This is a genomic window from Pseudomonas sp. FP453, from assembly GCF_030687495.1.
Taxonomy (GTDB): Bacteria; Pseudomonadota; Gammaproteobacteria; order Pseudomonadales; family Pseudomonadaceae; genus Aquipseudomonas.
Genome location: NZ_CP117435.1, coordinates 1,520,002 through 1,536,230, shown reverse-complemented (window position 1 = coordinate 1,536,230; position 16,229 = coordinate 1,520,002). Strand labels below are relative to the sequence as shown.

The 16,229-nt window shown below is 61.4% G+C and carries 17 protein-coding genes; 13 read left to right on the top strand and 4 right to left on the bottom strand.

Features of this window, described 5'->3' with window-relative positions; translation table 11 throughout:
- The first annotated feature begins 62 nt into the window (after nucleotides 1-62).
- From PSH87_RS06915 to PSH87_RS06875, 9 genes are all read left to right on the top strand, one after another.
- Nucleotides 63-1,190, top strand: a complete 1,128-nt coding sequence (locus PSH87_RS06915) for a branched-chain amino acid ABC transporter substrate-binding protein (RefSeq protein ID WP_017735931.1) — start codon at nucleotides 63-65, stop codon at nucleotides 1,188-1,190.
- Between the two features lie 229 nt (nucleotides 1,191-1,419).
- A complete protein-coding gene (livH, locus tag PSH87_RS06910; RefSeq protein ID WP_017735932.1) occupies nucleotides 1,420-2,343 on the top strand; it encodes a high-affinity branched-chain amino acid ABC transporter permease LivH in 924 nt (307 codons plus the stop codon).
- Nucleotides 2,340-3,593: a high-affinity branched-chain amino acid ABC transporter permease LivM gene (locus PSH87_RS06905; protein WP_017735933.1), complete on the top strand. Its 1,254-nt coding sequence runs from the start codon at nucleotides 2,340-2,342 to the stop codon at nucleotides 3,591-3,593. Before livH ends, PSH87_RS06905 begins: the two co-directional genes overlap by 4 nt.
- Complete coding sequence (livG, locus tag PSH87_RS06900) at nucleotides 3,590-4,357, top strand: high-affinity branched-chain amino acid ABC transporter ATP-binding protein LivG (RefSeq protein ID WP_017735934.1); 768 nt, start codon at nucleotides 3,590-3,592, stop codon at nucleotides 4,355-4,357. Before PSH87_RS06905 ends, livG begins: the two co-directional genes overlap by 4 nt.
- Before the next feature lies 1 nt (nucleotide 4,358).
- The gene (locus tag PSH87_RS06895) at nucleotides 4,359-5,060 is read left to right on the top strand and encodes an ABC transporter ATP-binding protein (RefSeq protein WP_017735935.1); all 702 of its coding nucleotides are present in this window, start codon (nucleotides 4,359-4,361) and stop codon (nucleotides 5,058-5,060) included.
- Nucleotides 5,061-5,312: 252 nt separating this feature from the next.
- Nucleotides 5,313-5,609: a DUF2282 domain-containing protein gene (locus PSH87_RS06890; protein WP_017735936.1), complete on the top strand. Its 297-nt coding sequence runs from the start codon at nucleotides 5,313-5,315 to the stop codon at nucleotides 5,607-5,609.
- A 22-nt stretch (nucleotides 5,610-5,631) separates the two neighbouring features.
- Nucleotides 5,632-6,510: a DUF692 domain-containing protein gene (locus PSH87_RS06885; protein ID WP_305432956.1), complete on the top strand. Its 879-nt coding sequence runs from the start codon at nucleotides 5,632-5,634 to the stop codon at nucleotides 6,508-6,510.
- Nucleotides 6,507-7,283 (top strand): DNA-binding domain-containing protein, encoded by a 777-nt coding sequence (locus PSH87_RS06880; protein ID WP_305432955.1) that lies wholly within the window; start codon nucleotides 6,507-6,509, stop codon nucleotides 7,281-7,283. The genes PSH87_RS06885 and PSH87_RS06880 overlap by 4 nt, the downstream gene beginning before the upstream one ends.
- Nucleotides 7,280-7,765: a DoxX family protein gene (locus tag PSH87_RS06875; RefSeq protein WP_305432954.1), complete on the top strand. Its 486-nt coding sequence runs from the start codon at nucleotides 7,280-7,282 to the stop codon at nucleotides 7,763-7,765. The genes PSH87_RS06880 and PSH87_RS06875 overlap by 4 nt, the downstream gene beginning before the upstream one ends.
- On the opposite strand, the gene PSH87_RS06870 is transcribed toward PSH87_RS06875, so the two are convergent.
- Complete coding sequence (locus PSH87_RS06870; RefSeq protein WP_305432953.1) at nucleotides 7,762-8,670, bottom strand: LysR family transcriptional regulator; 909 nt, start codon at nucleotides 8,668-8,670, stop codon at nucleotides 7,762-7,764. The two genes, PSH87_RS06875 and PSH87_RS06870, sit on opposite strands and share 4 nt — an antisense overlap.
- A gap of 103 nt (nucleotides 8,671-8,773) precedes the next feature.
- On the opposite strand from PSH87_RS06870, the gene PSH87_RS06865 reads away from it, so the two are divergent.
- The 3 genes from PSH87_RS06865 to PSH87_RS06855 all read left to right on the top strand — a co-directional run bounded on the left by PSH87_RS06865 (nucleotide 8,774) and on the right by PSH87_RS06855 (nucleotide 11,859).
- A complete protein-coding gene (locus tag PSH87_RS06865; RefSeq protein ID WP_017735941.1) occupies nucleotides 8,774-9,373 on the top strand; it encodes a short chain dehydrogenase in 600 nt (199 codons plus the stop codon).
- Nucleotides 9,374-9,468: 95 nt separating this feature from the next.
- Entirely contained in the window at nucleotides 9,469-10,140 is a 672-nt protein-coding gene (locus tag PSH87_RS06860; RefSeq protein ID WP_305432952.1) for a COG3650 family protein, read from the top strand.
- A gap of 105 nt (nucleotides 10,141-10,245) precedes the next feature.
- Complete coding sequence (locus PSH87_RS06855; RefSeq protein ID WP_305432951.1) at nucleotides 10,246-11,859, top strand: NAD(P)/FAD-dependent oxidoreductase; 1,614 nt, start codon at nucleotides 10,246-10,248, stop codon at nucleotides 11,857-11,859.
- Nucleotides 11,860-12,026: 167 nt separating this feature from the next.
- Here the strand turns inward: PSH87_RS06855 and PSH87_RS06850 are convergent, their stop codons facing one another.
- A complete protein-coding gene (locus PSH87_RS06850) occupies nucleotides 12,027-13,121 on the bottom strand; it encodes a PLP-dependent cysteine synthase family protein (RefSeq protein ID WP_305432950.1) in 1,095 nt (364 codons plus the stop codon).
- Between the two features lie 216 nt (nucleotides 13,122-13,337).
- Here PSH87_RS06850 and nhaA point away from each other — a divergent pair, with 216 nt between their 5' ends.
- Entirely contained in the window at nucleotides 13,338-14,513 is a 1,176-nt protein-coding gene (nhaA, locus tag PSH87_RS06845) for a Na+/H+ antiporter NhaA (RefSeq protein WP_305432949.1), read from the top strand.
- Nucleotides 14,514-14,851: 338 nt separating this feature from the next.
- On the opposite strand, the gene PSH87_RS06840 is transcribed toward nhaA, so the two are convergent.
- The gene (locus PSH87_RS06840) at nucleotides 14,852-15,316 is read right to left on the bottom strand and encodes a glycine zipper 2TM domain-containing protein (protein ID WP_026136695.1); all 465 of its coding nucleotides are present in this window, start codon (nucleotides 15,314-15,316) and stop codon (nucleotides 14,852-14,854) included.
- A 264-nt stretch (nucleotides 15,317-15,580) separates the two neighbouring features.
- Nucleotides 15,581-16,228 (bottom strand): pyridoxamine 5'-phosphate oxidase, encoded by a 648-nt coding sequence (gene pdxH, locus PSH87_RS06835; RefSeq protein ID WP_305432948.1) that lies wholly within the window; start codon nucleotides 16,226-16,228, stop codon nucleotides 15,581-15,583.
- Nucleotide 16,229 lies beyond the last annotated feature (1 nt).

Here is a 16,229-nt window from a genome sequence, read left to right as displayed (position 1 = left end):
CGGTTCTGCAGCTCACAAGGCCGCTAGAACTATAAAAAATACAACAGTAAGAGTGGAGCACTATGAATAAGGCTACTAAGCAGATTTCCAAACTGTTTGCCGCTATGGTCCTGGCTGGGGTTGCCGGCCATTCGTTCGCAGCTGATACCATCAAGATCGGTATCGCCGGGCCCAAGACCGGTCCAGTGACGCAATACGGTGACATGCAGTTCACCGGCGCCAAGCAAGCCATCAAAGACATCAACGCCAAGGGCGGCGTAGACGGCAAGATGCTTGAAGCCAAGGAATACGATGACGCTTGCGATCCTAAACAAGCGGTTGCCGTAGCCAACAAAGTGGTCAACGACGGCGTCAAGTTTGTCATCGGTCACCTCTGCTCCAGCTCCACTCAGCCAGCGTCCGACATCTATGAAGATGAAGGCGTGATCATGATCACCCCAGCCGCCACCAGCCCGGACATCACTTCCCGTGGCTACAAGCTGGTCTTCCGCACCATCGGCCTGGACAGCGCCCAGGGCCCGGCAGCCGGCAACTACATCGCCGACCACGTGAAGCCGAAAGTCGTTGCCGTCCTGCACGACAAGCAGCAATACGGTGAAGGCATCGCCACTGCCGTCAAACAGACCCTGGAGAAGAAAGGCACCAAGGTTGCCGTCTTCGAAGGCCTGAACGCCGGCGACAAAGACTTCTCCTCGATCATTCAGAAGCTCAAGCAAGCCAACGTCGACTTCGTCTACTACGGCGGCTACCACCCAGAGCTGGGCCTGATCCTGCGCCAGTCCCAGGAAAAAGGCCTGAAAGCCAAGTTCATGGGCCCGGAAGGCGTCGGCAACGACTCCATCTCGCAAATCGCCCAGGGTGCTTCCGAAGGCCTGCTGGTGACCCTGCCGAAGTCGTTCGACTCCGAGCCTGAAAACAAGGCCATCGTTGACGCCATCAAGGCTGACGGCAAGGACCCAAGCGGCCCGTTCGTGTTCCCGGCCTACTCCGCTGTTGAGCTGATCGCAGGCGGTATCAAGGCTGCGAAGAGCGAAGACACCGCCAAAGTGGCCGAAGCCATCCACGCGGGCACCTTCAAGACCCCAACCGGCGACCTGAGCTTCGACGCCAAGGGCGACCTGAAGGACTTCAAGTTCGTGGTCTACGAATGGCACTTCGGTAAACCAAAAACCGAAGTTTCCCCTCAGTAAGCCAGGCATTACTGGTCCAACAAGCCCACTGTGAGAGCAGTGGGCTTTGTTTTACGAGGTTTATGGGCCTGTCACCCGCGATCCGGGCGCTGGCTCACCTGAAAATCTTAAAACCGTCACCAGCGGTTCGCTGGCAAACGCTTTGTGCAAATGTGCTCATAGAACACAGCGCAGGGCCGGAACATGACTCCACCAGTGAAATGCGTATCGGGTTTTTAGGAGCGCTGTAATGCCTGAGATCTATCATTTTTTCCAACAGCTGGTTAATGGCCTGACCATTGGCAGCACCTATGCCTTGATAGCCATTGGCTACACAATGGTTTACGGCATCATTGGAATGATCAACTTCGCCCATGGCGAGGTGTACATGATTGGTTCCTACGTGGCCTTTATCGCCCTTGCCGGGCTGGCCATGATGGGTATCCACTCCCTGCCGCTGTTGATGACCGCCGCGTTTATCGCGTCAATCGTTGTAACCAGTGCCTATGGCTACAGTATCGAGCGTGTTGCCTACCGTCCCTTGCGTGGCAGCAACCGTTTGATCCCACTGATTTCCGCCATCGGTATGTCGATTTTCCTACAGAACACCGTATTGCTGTCCCAGGACTCCAAGGATAAATCCATCCCCAACCTGATCCCTGGGAGCATCTCCTTCGGCCCGGGCGGCGCGGAGGAAGTGCTGATTTCCTACATGCAAATCCTGGTCTTCGTCGTCACCCTGGTGGCGATGCTGGGCCTGACCCTGTTCATCTCCCGCTCCCGTCTGGGGCGCGCCTGCCGGGCGTGTGCCGAAGACATCAAGATGGCCAACCTGCTGGGCATCAACACCAACAACATCATCGCCCTGACCTTCGTGATCGGTGCCGCACTGGCTGCCGTCGCGGCGGTGCTGCTGAGCATGCAGTACGGCGTGATCAACCCCAACGCCGGTTTCCTGGTGGGCCTCAAGGCCTTTACCGCAGCGGTCCTGGGCGGCATCGGCAGTATCCCGGGCGCGATGCTCGGTGGCCTGGTGCTGGGTGTGGCCGAAGCGTTCGGTGCCGATATCTTCGGCGACCAATACAAGGACGTCGTGGCGTTCGGCCTGTTGGTTCTGGTGCTGTTGTTCCGTCCGACCGGCATTTTGGGCCGCCCGGAGGTTGAGAAAGTATGAGCAGATATCTCAAATCGGCGTTTTTCAGCGCCTTGCTGGTCTGGGCCGTGGCCTTTCCGGTACTCGGCCTCAAGCTGAGCATTGTCGGGATCAACCTGGAAGTGCATGGCACCGGTCCCGTGACCCTGACCATCATCGCCCTGTGCTCGGTGCTGATGTTCCTGCGCGTGCTGTTCACCCAGCAGGTCGGCGCCTTGTTCAAGGGCAACCGTGGTCCGTTGGTATCGCCCAAGGTCAGCCAGTTCCTGACCCTGCCGCGCACCCAGCGCTACATCATCATCGGCCTGATCGTGGCCGCGCTGATCTGGCCGTTCTTCGGCTCGCGCGGCGCAGTCGATATCGCCACCCTGATCCTGATCTACGTGTTGCTGGGCCTGGGCCTGAACATCGTCGTGGGCCTCGCCGGCCTGCTCGACCTCGGTTATGTGGGCTTCTATGCCGTGGGTGCCTACACCTACGCGCTGCTCTCGCACTACCTGGGCTGGAGCTTCTGGATCTGCCTGCCACTGGCGGGCATGGCGGCAGCCACGTTCGGCTTCCTGCTGGGCTTCCCGGTGCTGCGCTTGCGCGGTGACTACCTGGCCATCGTGACCCTGGGCTTCGGTGAAATCATCCGGCTGTTCCTGCGTAACCTCACGGACATCACCGGTGGCCCCAACGGCATCAGCAGCATTCCCAAGCCCACCTTCTTCGGCCTGTCGTTCGACCGCAGCGCCGCCGAAGGCATGCAGACCTTCCACGAATACTTCGGGATCGACTACAACCCGGTGAGCAAAGTGGTGTTCCTGTACCTGGTGGCGCTGTTGCTGGCACTGGCCGCCCTGTTCGTGATCAACCGCCTGCTGCGCATGCCCATCGGCCGTGCGTGGGAAGCGTTGCGCGAAGATGAGATCGCCTGCCGGGCCCTGGGCCTGAACCCGACCATCATCAAGCTCTCCGCCTTCACCCTGGGTGCTGCGTTCGCCGGTTTTGCCGGCAGCTTCTTCGCCGCGCGCCAAGGCTTGGTGACCCCGGAGTCGTTCACCTTTATCGAGTCGGCGATCATCCTCGCCATCGTGGTACTGGGTGGCATGGGCTCGCAGCTGGGCGTGATCCTGGCGGCGATCGTGATGATCCTGCTGCCGGAAATGATGCGTGAGTTCAGTGAATACCGCATGTTGATGTTCGGCGCCATGATGGTGCTGATGATGATCTGGCGCCCTCAAGGCCTGCTGCCCATGCAACGTCCACACATGGAGCTGCGCAAATGAGCCGCGAGATCCTGAAAGTCGAAAATCTGAGCATGCGCTTCGGCGGTTTGCTGGCGGTCAACGGCGTGGCCCTGACCGTCAAAGAAAAACAGGTGGTTGCCTTGATCGGCCCCAACGGCGCCGGCAAGACCACGGTGTTCAACTGCCTCACCGGTTTCTACAAGCCGAGCGGTGGCAGCATCCTGCTGGACGGCCAGCCGATCCAGGGCCTGGCCGGCCACGAGATCGCCCGCAAGGGCGTGGTGCGCACCTTCCAGAACGTGCGGCTGTTCAAGGACATGACGGCGGTCGAAAACCTGCTGATCGCCCAGCACCGCCACTTGAACACCAACTTCCTGGCGGGCCTGTTCAAGACCCCGGCGTTCCGCAAGAGCGAGCGCGAGGCCATGGAATTTGCCGCGTACTGGCTGGACAAGGTCAACCTCACCGAGTTTGCCAACCGCCCTGCCGGCACCCTGGCCTACGGCCAGCAACGTCGCCTGGAAATCGCCCGCTGCATGATGACCCGCCCGCGGATCCTCATGCTCGACGAACCGGCCGCCGGCCTGAACCCCAAGGAGACCGAAGACCTCAAGGCGCTGATCAGCGTGCTGCGTGAGGAACACAACGTCACCGTGCTGTTGATCGAACACGACATGAAACTGGTCATGAGCATTTCCGACCACATCGTGGTGATCAACCAGGGCACGCCGCTGGCCGACGGGACGCCGGAGCAGATCCGCGACAATCCTGAAGTGATCAAAGCCTATTTGGGGGAAGCGTAAAATGCTGCAATTCGAAAACGTTTCCACTTTCTACGGCAAGATCCAGGCCCTGCACAGCGTCAACGTGGAAGTGCGCCAAGGCGAGATCGTCACGCTGATCGGCGCCAACGGCGCGGGCAAGTCCACCTTGCTGATGACCTTGTGCGGTTCGCCCCAGGCCCACAGCGGCAGCATCCGCTACATGGGTGAAGAGCTGGTGGGCCTGCAATCGTCGCAGATCATGCGCAAGAGCATCGCCGTGGTGCCGGAAGGCCGTCGGGTATTTTCCCGCCTGACCGTGGAAGAGAACCTCGCCATGGGCGGTTTCTTTACCGACAAGGGCGACTTCCAGGAGCAGATGGACAAGGTGCTGCACCTGTTCCCACGGCTCAAGGAGCGCTTTAGCCAGCGCGGCGGCACCATGTCTGGCGGCGAGCAGCAAATGCTCGCCATCGGCCGCGCGCTGATGAGCAAACCCAAGCTGCTGCTGCTGGACGAACCATCGCTGGGCCTGGCACCGATCATCATCCAGCAGATCTTCGACATCATCGAACAGCTGCGCAAGGACGGTGTAACGGTGTTCCTCGTGGAGCAGAACGCCAACCAGGCCCTGAAAATCGCCGACCGCGCCTATGTCCTGGAAAACGGCCGGGTGGTGATGGAAGGCTCGGGTGAGCAACTGCTGACGGATCCGAAGGTGCGTGAGGCCTACCTCGGCGGCTAGGCAACACTCAATATCTGTGCTGGCTTATGTGGGAGCTGGCTTGCCTGCGATGGCATCGCCTCGGTGTATCAGTCACACCGAGGTGATGCCATCGCAGGCAAGCCAGCTCCCACATTTGTTTTTGGGTGATCCCGGACTTTTGCAATGTTTGAAATTTTTTCGACCGACCTGTAACGAACCTCCCGCTCCCGTCTCTAGTGGTACAAGCAGGCACCCAAGCCCGCCCACTCAACCCACTGCTGGAGATCCACCATGACCACCAAACTGTCCGCCGCCACCCTCGTCCTGGCCCTCGGTTCCGCCCTGAGCCTGTCCGCCCTGACCTCCACCGCCCACGCAGCCGACGACATGCAGAAATGCTTCGGTGTCGCTGAAGCCGGCAAGAACGATTGCGCCGCCGGGGCTGGCACCTCCTGCGCCGGCACGTCGAAAACCAAGGACCAGGCCAACGCCTGGAAACTGGTCCCGGCCGGCACCTGCACCCAAACCCCAAGCTCCACCTCGCCGACCGGTTTCGGCCAGGAAGCCGCCTTCACCGCCAAGTCCTGAAACCTGCACAGCCTGAGTACTGATGATGACCCTTTCATCCTTGCCAGCCATCTCCCAGGCTCAGGCGCCCGGCCTCCCGCGCCGGGCCGGGCTGGGGCTCAAGTACGAGCACTTCAGCGAAGTGCTTGAGACCGCCCCCGACATCGGTTTTTTTGAAGTGCACGCCGAAAACTACATGGTCGCCGGCGGGCCGTTTCACCACTACCTGGGATTGATCCGCGAGCAGTACCCGCTGTCCTTGCACGGCGTGGGCCTGTCCATCGGCGGCGAAGGCCCGCTGGACCGTGCGCACCTGGCACGGCTGGCTGCGCTGATCGAGCGCTATCAACCCAAGTCCTTTTCCGAGCACCTGGCCTGGTCAAGCCACGGCCCGGTGTTTCTCAACGACCTGCTGCCCCTCGCCTACGATGCCGCGACCCTCAAGCGCGTCTGCGCACACGTGGATCAGGTGCAAAGCACGCTCAAGCGCCCCATGCTGCTGGAAAACCCATCCACCTACCTGCAATTCCAGCGCTCGACCCTGGACGAGACGGACTTCATCAGCGAAGTCATCCGCCGCACCGGTTGTGGCTTGCTGCTGGACGTCAACAACGTCTACGTGTCGTGTATCAATCATCAACGCGACCCGCTGGCCTACATCGATGCACTGCCGTTGCACGCTGTCGGTGAGATTCATCTGGCCGGGTTTGCCGAAGACACTGACAGCCTCGGCGACCGCTTGCTGATCGACGATCACGGTGCGCCCATCGATAACGCCGTGTGGCGCCTGTACGAAACCCTACTGGCACGCACGGGCCCGGTGGCCACGCTGATCGAACGGGATAACCAGGTGCCGGCCTTCAGTGTCCTTCACGCTGAGGCGCAACAGGCCGACTGGCACTTGTCGCAGGTGCTCCCATGAGCCTCTACGACACATTTGCCCGCGCCCTGCTGGCGCCTGACCTGCCCTGCCCCGATGGGCTGTTCAGCAGCAACGGTGCCGACCCGGCCAGCCGCTTTGCGGTGTACCGCAACAACGTCCACAGCGCGTTGATCAATGCGTTGGCGGCAGCACACCCGGTGACCTTGCAACTGGTGGGCGACGACTTCTTTCGGGCCATGGCCGGCCTCTATGTACAGGCCAGCCCGCCGAGCAGCCCGCTGATCAGCGAATACGGCGACACTTTTGCCGCATTCATCCGCGCGTTCGAACCCGCCGCCAGCGTGCCCTACCTGGCAGATGTCGCCCAGCTTGAACGCCTGCGCGTGCGGGCTTATCACGCGGCGGATACGCCGGGCCTGAATCGGCACGCCGTCCTCCACCACCTGCAAAACGGGGCGGACCTGGGGACGTTGCGCCTGCAACTGCACCCGTCCCTCGCGACGCTGAACAGCGCGTATGCCGTGGTTGCCGTGTGGGCCGCGCATCAGATCGAAGGCGCCTTGGCCACCTTGAACCCCTGGCACCCACAGAGTGCGCTGGTATTGCGCCACGGCCTGGGGGTCAAGGTGTTCGCCATCGACGGCGGCGCCGTAGCGTTTATCAACAGCCTGAACCACGGCTCAACGCTGCAACAAGCAGTCGCTCACGCCCTTGAGGCGTCGACCGAGTTCGACTTGCACAAATGCCTGTCACTGCTGGTCAGTCACGAGGCCATCACCCATCTGCACCTGGAACCAAAGGTATCGCCATGAACACTGCCCCCACCGGCCTGATAAATCGGGCAATCGCGCTTTTAGAGAAAATCCCCTACAGCCTGATCGCCTTTCTCGCACGCTTCTCCATCGCGGCGGTGTTCTGGAAGTCGGGGCAAACCAAGGTCGAAGGTTTTGCCGTTGACCTGATCAGCGGCACCTTCCAACTGGGCGAACCACGCCTTGCCGCCTCGACATTGCCGTTGTTTCGCAGTGAATACCACGTGCCAGTGCTATCGCCGGAAGTGGCTGCACACATGGCGGCGTTTGCCGAGCACTTCTTCCCGGTGTTGATCCTGGTGGGCTTTGCCACGCGCTTTTCGGCCCTGGCGCTGATCGGCATGACCCTGGTCATTCAGGTGTTCGTCTACCCGGATGCCTACCCGACCCACGGCACCTGGCTGGCCATACTGTTGTGGCTGGTGGCCAGAGGCCCGGGGCGCCTGTCTATCGACCACCTGATCGCCCGGCGCTACGGCTAAAGACGGTCCAGCGCTTCGCCGCTGCGCTTGAACCAGTCCACCAGGTAATCGGCCAGTACCTGGGTGCGCCGTGGCAGGCCGCCTTGATAGGGGTGGACCAGGTACATCGGCATGCTCCGCGTCTGATAATCGCGCAGGAGCCAACGCAAGCGCCCGTCAGCCAATTCCGCCGGCAGGACGTAGGAAGGCAGACGGGCAATACCGGCCCCCACCAAGGCGGCCTTCTTCAACAGGTTGTAGTGGTTGGAGGCAAAGGTGCCGCTGACCCGCACCCGCAACAACTCATGTTGCTGGTGGTACAGCCACTCTTCGCGGCCGCTGTAGTGGCTGTTGAGCAGACAGGTGTGGGCAGCCAGGTCCGCCGGCGTCTGCGGCTCGCCGTGCTGTTCCAGGTAGGCCGGGCTGGCGCAGGTCATTTCATGCCAGGCCAGCAGCGGCTTGGCCACCAGGCGCTCGTTTTCAATCGCACCCGAGCGCACCCCCAGGTCAAAGCCATCCCGTGCCAGGTCGCGGTAGCTGTTGTTCAACTCCAACTCGATCTGCACCTGCGGGTATTGCTTGGAGAACTCCAGCAACAAGCCATCAAAGAAGGTTTCGCCCAGCGACACCGGACCCGTCATACGCACCGGCCCGGCCAAATCGTCCTTCAGCCGAGCCAATGCCTGACGAGCGCGATCCACCTGCACCACCAGCGCCTGGGCCTGGGGCAACAACGCCGCACCGGCTGCCGTGAGGCTCAGCTTGCGCGTGGTGCGATGCAGCAAGACCACGGAAAACTGCGCTTCCAACTGGCTGATGCGCTTGGACAATTGCCCCTTGCTGCAGCCCAATTGCTCGGCCGCCACGGTGAAACTGCCGGCTTCGATCAGCACGGCAAAGGCCGCCAGGTCATCCATTTCGCTCATGGATTGTTTCCAATAGAAAACCAAAGGTTGCCTATTAGCACGTTTATCCATTGAAAAAGCCACTCTAGACTGAACCTTCACTTACCCCCGGAGGAACAGCCCCATGAAAATCCTATTGATTGGTGCCAGCGGCACCGTCGGCTCGGCAGTCAAGGCAGAACTGGCACAGCGTCACGAGGTCATCAGCATCGGCCGCAGCAGCGGCGACTTGCAGGTCGATATCAGCGACAGCACCTCGATCCGCAAACTGTTTGAACAGACCGGCAAGTTCGACGCCCTAGTGTGCGCGGCGGGTAGCGTGAACTTCGTACCCCTGGGTGACATGAGCGAAACCGACTTCGAGCTGGGCCTGCGCGACAAGTTGATGGGCCAGGTCAACCTGCTGCTGATCGGCCGCGAGTACGCCAACGACGGCGCCTCGTTCACCTTCACCAGCGGCATTCTCAACCGTGACCCGATCCGCACCGGTGCTTCGGCGGCGCTGGTCAACGGCGCACTCGACGCCTTTGTAAAGGCGGCGGCGATTGAATTGCCAAGGGGCCTGCGCGTCAACTCCGTCAGTCCTACGGTGCTGGTGGAAGCCATGGGCAGCTATGCGCCGTATTTCCGCGGCTTCAAACCCGCACCGGGGGCCGATGTTGCATTGGCCTACGCGAAAAGCGTCGAGGGCTTGCAGACCGGCCAGACCTTTATCGTCGGCTGACCTTCACGTCTGACAGAATCGCCTGAAGCTGGCAGGCGGGCTTGTGATGCAGCGTCAGCCTGCGTAACGTGGCGGCACTTGTCTGGAGACCCTCTATGCGTGCCGCTCGTACCCTTGCCCTGTTTGCCCTGCTCCCCCTTTTCGCCGCCTGCCAGATGTTCGAAAGCGAGCCGGCCAAGCCGTCAACTGCCGGCCTGACCCGCATGCAGGGCGAACTCACGGCGGTCAGTGGCAAGCTGCTGTTCCAGCCGTGCAACGACCAACGCAACTACGTGGTCAACGACACCGGCGGCACCAGCATCCTGCAGGAAGCCGCTTCCCTGGCCGGCCAGCAAGGCGCGCTGTTCGCCGACCTGCGCGGCAAGTTCTCCGGTGTGGCCAGCGGCACCCAGGGCAGCGTGGACCTGCAGCAACTCTATCGTGTGGAGCGCTCGACCTCGGCGTGCAACGACCCGGACTTCAAGCGCATGATCCTGCGCGCCAACGGGCACAAGCCGGCCTGGGCGATGAACGTCACGGCCAAGGGCATGGTCCTGGAACGTGAAGGCCAGCCGCCACTGGCGGTGCCGTATGTGGAAGAGCAAATCGGCGACGGCCGCTTCAACCTGATGACCGAGGCCAACAACCAGAAGGTCGAACTGTGGGTCGCGCCGCAGCGTTGCATCGACAGCGTCAGCGGCAGCCTGCAACACATGACCGCCGAATTGCGGATCAACGGTCAAGTCCAGCGTGGCTGCGCGGCTTTCGGCGGTTCGCGGGACGATTGATTACCCCCTGCGCTGTTTTAGCATGACGGGAAACCACGGTTGGGGCTTATAATCGCCGGTTTGCAAAACCGCCGGCCTTACGAACGCCGCACACCGGATCCTGTCATGCTACGAATCACCGAACTCAAGCTGCCCATCGACCATCCCGAAGAAGACCTGCGGCCTGCCATCGTGCAGCGCCTGGGCGTCGCCAGTGATGACCTGCTCGATTTCACCCTGTTCAAGCGCAGCTACGACGCCCGCAAGAAATCGTCGGAGCTGTGCTTCATCTACACCATCGACTTGAACGTGAAAGGCGAAGCCGCCCTGTTGCTCAAGTTCGCCGATGACCGCAACGTCAACCCCGCGCCGGATGTCAGCTACAAGGTGGTTGGCCAGGCGCCACAAGACCTGACCGAACGTCCGATCGTCGTGGGCTTTGGCCCGTGCGGGATCTTCGCCGGGCTGTTGCTGGCACAGATGGGCTTCAAGCCGATCATCCTTGAACGCGGCAAGGAAGTGCGCCAGCGCACCAAGGACACCTGGGGCCTGTGGCGCAAAAGCGTGCTCAACCCAGAGTCCAACGTGCAGTTCGGTGAAGGCGGCGCCGGGACGTTTTCCGACGGCAAGCTGTACAGCCAGATCAAGGACCCGAAATTCCACGGGCGCAAAGTCCTGCATGAGTTCGTCAAGGCCGGCGCGCCGGAAGAGATCCTGTACGTCAGCAAGCCGCACATCGGTACCTTCCGCCTGACCGGCGTGGTGGAAAACATGCGCGAGCAGATCATCGCCCTCGGCGGTGAAGTGCGTTTCGAGCAACGCGTCACTGACGTGCTGATTGAAGACGGCCAGTTGCATGGCGTAGTGGTCGACGGCGGCGAGCAGATCCTCTCCAAGCACGTGATCCTGGCCCTCGGCCACAGCGCCCGCGATACTTTCCGCATGCTCCACGGCCGTGGTGTGTATATGGAAGCCAAGCCGTTCTCGGTGGGTTTCCGTATCGAACACCCGCAGTCGCTGATCGACGCGGCGCGCCTGGGTAAATACGCCGGCCATCCAAAACTCGGCGCGGCGGACTACAAACTGGTGCACCACGCCAAGAACGGCCGCTCGGTCTACAGCTTCTGCATGTGCCCAGGCGGCACGGTGGTCGCTGCGACCTCCGAACCGGGTCGCGTCGTGACCAACGGCATGAGCCAATACTCGCGTAACGAGCGCAATGCCAACTCCGGCATCGTGGTCGGCATCACGCCAGAGGTGGACTATCCGGGTGGCCCGCTGGCGGGTATCGAGTTGCAGGAACGCCTGGAATCCCACGCCTACATCCTCGGCGGCAGCAACTACGAGGCTCCGGCGCAGTTGGTCGGCGATTTCATCGCTGGCAAGCCGTCCACCGCCACTGGCAGTGTGGAACCTTCCTACAAGCCGGGTGTGTCCTGGGGCGATCTGGCCCTCGCGCTGCCGGACTTCGCCATTGAGGCGATCCGCGAAGCGCTGCCGGCGTTCGAGAAGCAGATCAAGGGCTACTCGCTGCACGATGCCGTGTTGACCGGTATCGAGACACGCACCTCGTCGCCACTGCGGATCACCCGCAATGAATCGATGCAGAGCTTGAACGTGAAAGGCCTGTTCCCGGCCGGTGAAGGCGCGGGTTATGCCGGTGGGATTCTGTCGGCGGGTGTGGACGGGATTCGGATTGCCGAGGCGTTGGCGCGGGATATGTTGGGCATCGAGGCCTGACATTCACCCTCCAGCTTCCACACACACACTGTGGGAGCTGGCTTTTGTGGGAGCTGGCTTGCCTGCGATAGCGGTCTTTCAGTTACAAGGCTGTTGTCTGATCCGCCGCTATCGCGGGCAAGCCCGCTCCCACACTGTCCACTTCTAACACGGGTTTTTGCGCCGTATCAGATATTCGCGCGCAAGACGCTGGCCGGCAGCGGCTCCCCCCGCTCAACACTCGCCGCGACAACCGCAATCAAGCCAGCCAGTTCAAAGCCCTGCGCCTCAAGCCACGCCGGATCATAGTAGGTGGTGGCATACCGCTCGCCCCCATCACACAAGATCGCCACGATCGACCCCGACTCCCCCGCCGCCTTCATCTGCTGCGCAGCCATCAACGCGCCAATCAAGTTGGTCCCACTCGACCCGCCGACCCGCCGCCCCAACCGCTCAGCCAGGTAATGCATGGCCGCCAACGACAACGCATCCGGCACTTTGACCATCGCATCAATCACCTTGGGCAGAAACGACGCTTCTACCCGAGGCCGGCCAATGCCTTCGATCCGTGAACCGCAGTCCAGGCGCAAGCTGGCATCGCCACTCAAGTAATAATCAAAAAACACCGAACGCTCGGCATCGGCGCACAGCACGCGGGTGCAATGCTGGCGATAACCCACATAACGCCCCAGGGTCGCGGTGGTGCCACCGGTGCCTGGGCTGGAAATCAGCCAGCTCGGCTCGGGAAAATGCTCAAAGCGCATCTGCTGGAAGATCGACTCAGCGATGTTGTTGTTCGCCCGCCAGTCGGTGGCGCGTTCGGCGTAAGTGAATTGGTCCATGAAGTGACCACCACTTTCCTGCGCCAAACGTTCGGATTCGGCGTAGATCTGCGTCGGATCGTTTACCAAGTGGCTCTTGCCGCCGTAAAAGGCGATCTGCGCGATCTTTTCCTGGGAGGTGGTCGCCGGCATCACCGCGATAAACGGCAAGCCAAGCAGGCGAGCGAAGTAGGCTTCGGAAATCGCCGTCGAACCACTGGAGGCTTCGATCACCGGCGCACCCGGCTTCAGCCAGCCATTGCACAGCGCATACAGGAACAACGAGCGGGCCAGCCGATGTTTCAGGCTGCCGGTGGGATGGCTGGACTCATCCTTGAAGTACAACTCGATACCCGGCAAACCCGGTAACGGCAGCGGGATCAGGTGCGTGTCAGCGCTGCGCTGGAAGTCCGCTTCGATGATGCGAATGGCTTCGCGAGCCCAGGGACGATGGTCGCTCATGAGGAGTTTCTCTAAGGATTTCACCCCCAATCTTAGGAGGTTTCCTACACTCCACACAGATACAGTACCGACTCAATTGGACACACAATTGCTAGGCTTTGGCGCACCGTCACCCCGGGCCATCGCTTATAACAAATAAGAATATAACTTTTGTTTTAACAACTAACGGTACGGGTTAGGGTAACCCCCTATTGAACCTGGATTGGAGAGCATCCCTTGCCTCTGCGTAGCACTTTCACCCGTTTCTTCCAGCTGGAAGCCGCCAGCGGCCTGTTGCTGATCGCCGCTGCCGCGTTGGCGCTGATCATCAACAATTCGCCGTTGTCGCACCTCTACAGCGCCTTTCTCGACGTGCCGGTGGTGGCACAGATCGGCGCCCTGAAAATCGCCAAGCCCGCGCTGCTGTGGATCAACGACGGCCTGATGGCACTGTTCTTCCTGCTGATCGGCCTGGAGGTCAAGCGCGAGCTGATCGATGGGCACCTGTCCAAGCCCTCGCAAGTGGTGCTGCCCGGTGCCGCAGCGATTGGCGGCATGGTCGTTCCCGCGCTGATTTACTGGGCAATCAACAAGGACTACCCCGCCGCACTCTCCGGCTGGGCGATCCCCATGGCCACCGACATTGCCTTCGCCCTTGGCGTGCTGGCCCTGCTGGGCAAGCGCGTGCCGGTGTCGTTGAAGCTGTTCCTGATGACTCTGGCGATCATTGACGACCTCGGCGCAATCATCGTGATTGCCGTGTTCTATTCCGCCGACCTCTCGGGCGCCGCACTGGCGGGTGCGGGCGCATGCCTGATCGCCTTGATCGCGATGAATCGCCTGGGGGTGATCAAGCTCGGGCCATACCTGATCATCGGGCTGATCCTGTGGGTCTGCGTGCTGAAAAGCGGCGTGCATGCCACCCTGGCCGGCGTGACATTGGCGTTCTGCATCCCGATGCGCACCAAGAACGCCGAGCCTTCACCACTGATGACCCTGGAGCACGCGCTGCACCCGTGGGTGGCCTATGGCATCCTGCCGCTGTTTGCGTTCGCCAACGCTGGCGTATCCCTGACCGGCGTCAGCCTGGAAAGCTTCACCCACCACGTGCCGATGGGCATTGCCGCCGGCCTGCTGATAGGCAAGACCGTCGGTGTGTTCGGCCTCACCTGGCTGGCCATCAAGACCGGCCTGGCCGCACTGCCCGAAGGCGCCAACTGGGGCCAGGTGTTTGGCGTGGCGATCCTGTGCGGCATCGGCTTTACCATGAGCCTGTTTGTCGGTTCGCTGGCGTTTGTGCCGGGCGCCAGTGAGTTTGCCGGGGAGGATCGGATGGGGATTCTGACCGGGTCGATTCTGGCGGCGTGTATTGGGTATGCGGTGACGGCGATGGCGAGTCGCAAGAAAGCCTGAACTGACTACCCCAAAAACCAAAAAGCCGCCTCGGTCTAAACCGAGACGGCCCCACTTCTCAGACCTTAGCGGTCATCGAAGCTGTCCCGCAGGAACTTCCATACGTGATATGCACGCAGGCAGTTCACTACGAGGTTCCACGTACGTCGTGCAAACTTAGACATACTCGGCCCTCCGTGAGTTGGGCCTTACCTCCAGCGCACTTACCGGAACATGTGGGCCTTTGGATGCAGGTCGATGCATCTTTGAAGCCGCAAGCCCAGCCACTAACTGGGCTTGCAACAAAAAACCCCAACCGGTCACCCGGTTGGGGTTTTTATTTGCCGACTGTCTAGCGCTTAGCGAGTAACCCGGCTAGTCCCATCAACGGTCATGATGCGCACACGGTCACCAATGCGGAAGATTTCATTCTCCTGCACGGCCTGCACGTAGGCACGCATGCTGCCGTCGTCTTCGCGCACGGTGATTTCCACGCCTTGGGTGCGGGTCAGGCCTTCTTCGGTGGCCGAGCCCAGCAGGCCACCGGCGACGGCGCCGATCACTGCGGTCACGATGCTGCCACGGCCGCCGCCGATGGCGCTGCCGCCAACGCCGCCGATGACTGCGCCAGCAGCGCCGCCGATTGGGGTCTTGGTGCCTTCGATTTTCACCGGGCGCAGGGATTCGATGGTGCCCATGCGCACGCTCTGTACACGACGCGCTTCGTCACGGGAGTACGAGTCGCCGGTCAGACTCGAAGCACAGCCACCCAGCAGAAGTGACAGAGTGGTGAAGCAGGCAACTAGTAAAACGGACTTACGCATAGCATCAACTCCAAAGGACAGGTGATCATTAGACGCTGCGGCTTGGCGCCTGTCACGGCAAGCACCGCAGAAAATAGCTTTCATTCAGCCTGAGTACAGACTGCTAGCACCACAAAACTCGACCAACGGTAGCCCAGCTCTTGTGCCAAGTGATGTCACGACTGTTTCATCATTGTAGTCGCGCAGCCGCACGCGGCCGACGTCTCTACCATAGAGACGTCGGCGCAGCGGAAAACATTCAGGCGGGATGACGAAAGGTGGCGCTCAGGGCGCCAGGCGCTCGCGGGTCCAGTCGGCCCCTTGCAGGCGGTAGTTCAGGCGATCATGCAGGCGGCTGGCGCGGCCTTGCCAGAACTCGATGCGCTCGGGCAGTAAGCGATAACCACCCCAGTGCTCGGGGCAGTCGGGTTGGGTATCGCTGAAACGCTGCTCGGTGGCCTTGAGCAAGTCGTGCAGTTCTTCACGGTCACGAATGACCTTGCTCTGCGGCGAAGCCCAAGCCCCCAAGCGGCTCCCCAACGGACGGACCTGGTAATAAGCATCCGACTCCTCAGGCGACACCTTGACCACCCGCCCCTCGATCCGCACCTGGCGCTCCAGGGTCGGCCAGAAGAACGTCATGGCCGCAAACGGCCGCACGGCAAGCTGTTCGCCCTTGGCGCTCTGATAGTTGGTGAAGAAGGTAAAGCCCTGCGCATCCAGGCCCTTGAGCAGCAGGATGCGACAGTGTGGGCGCCCCTCCTGGTCAACCGTGGCCAGGGTCATGGCATTGGCTTCCACCGGTGGCTGCTCGGTTTTCACCGCATCGGCAAACCACTGGTGGAACAACGCAAACGGCTCGGCCGGGGCCTGGGCCTCGCTCAAACCGTCCCGGGTGTAGTCACGGCGCATATCGGCCAGTGCCTGGGTCATG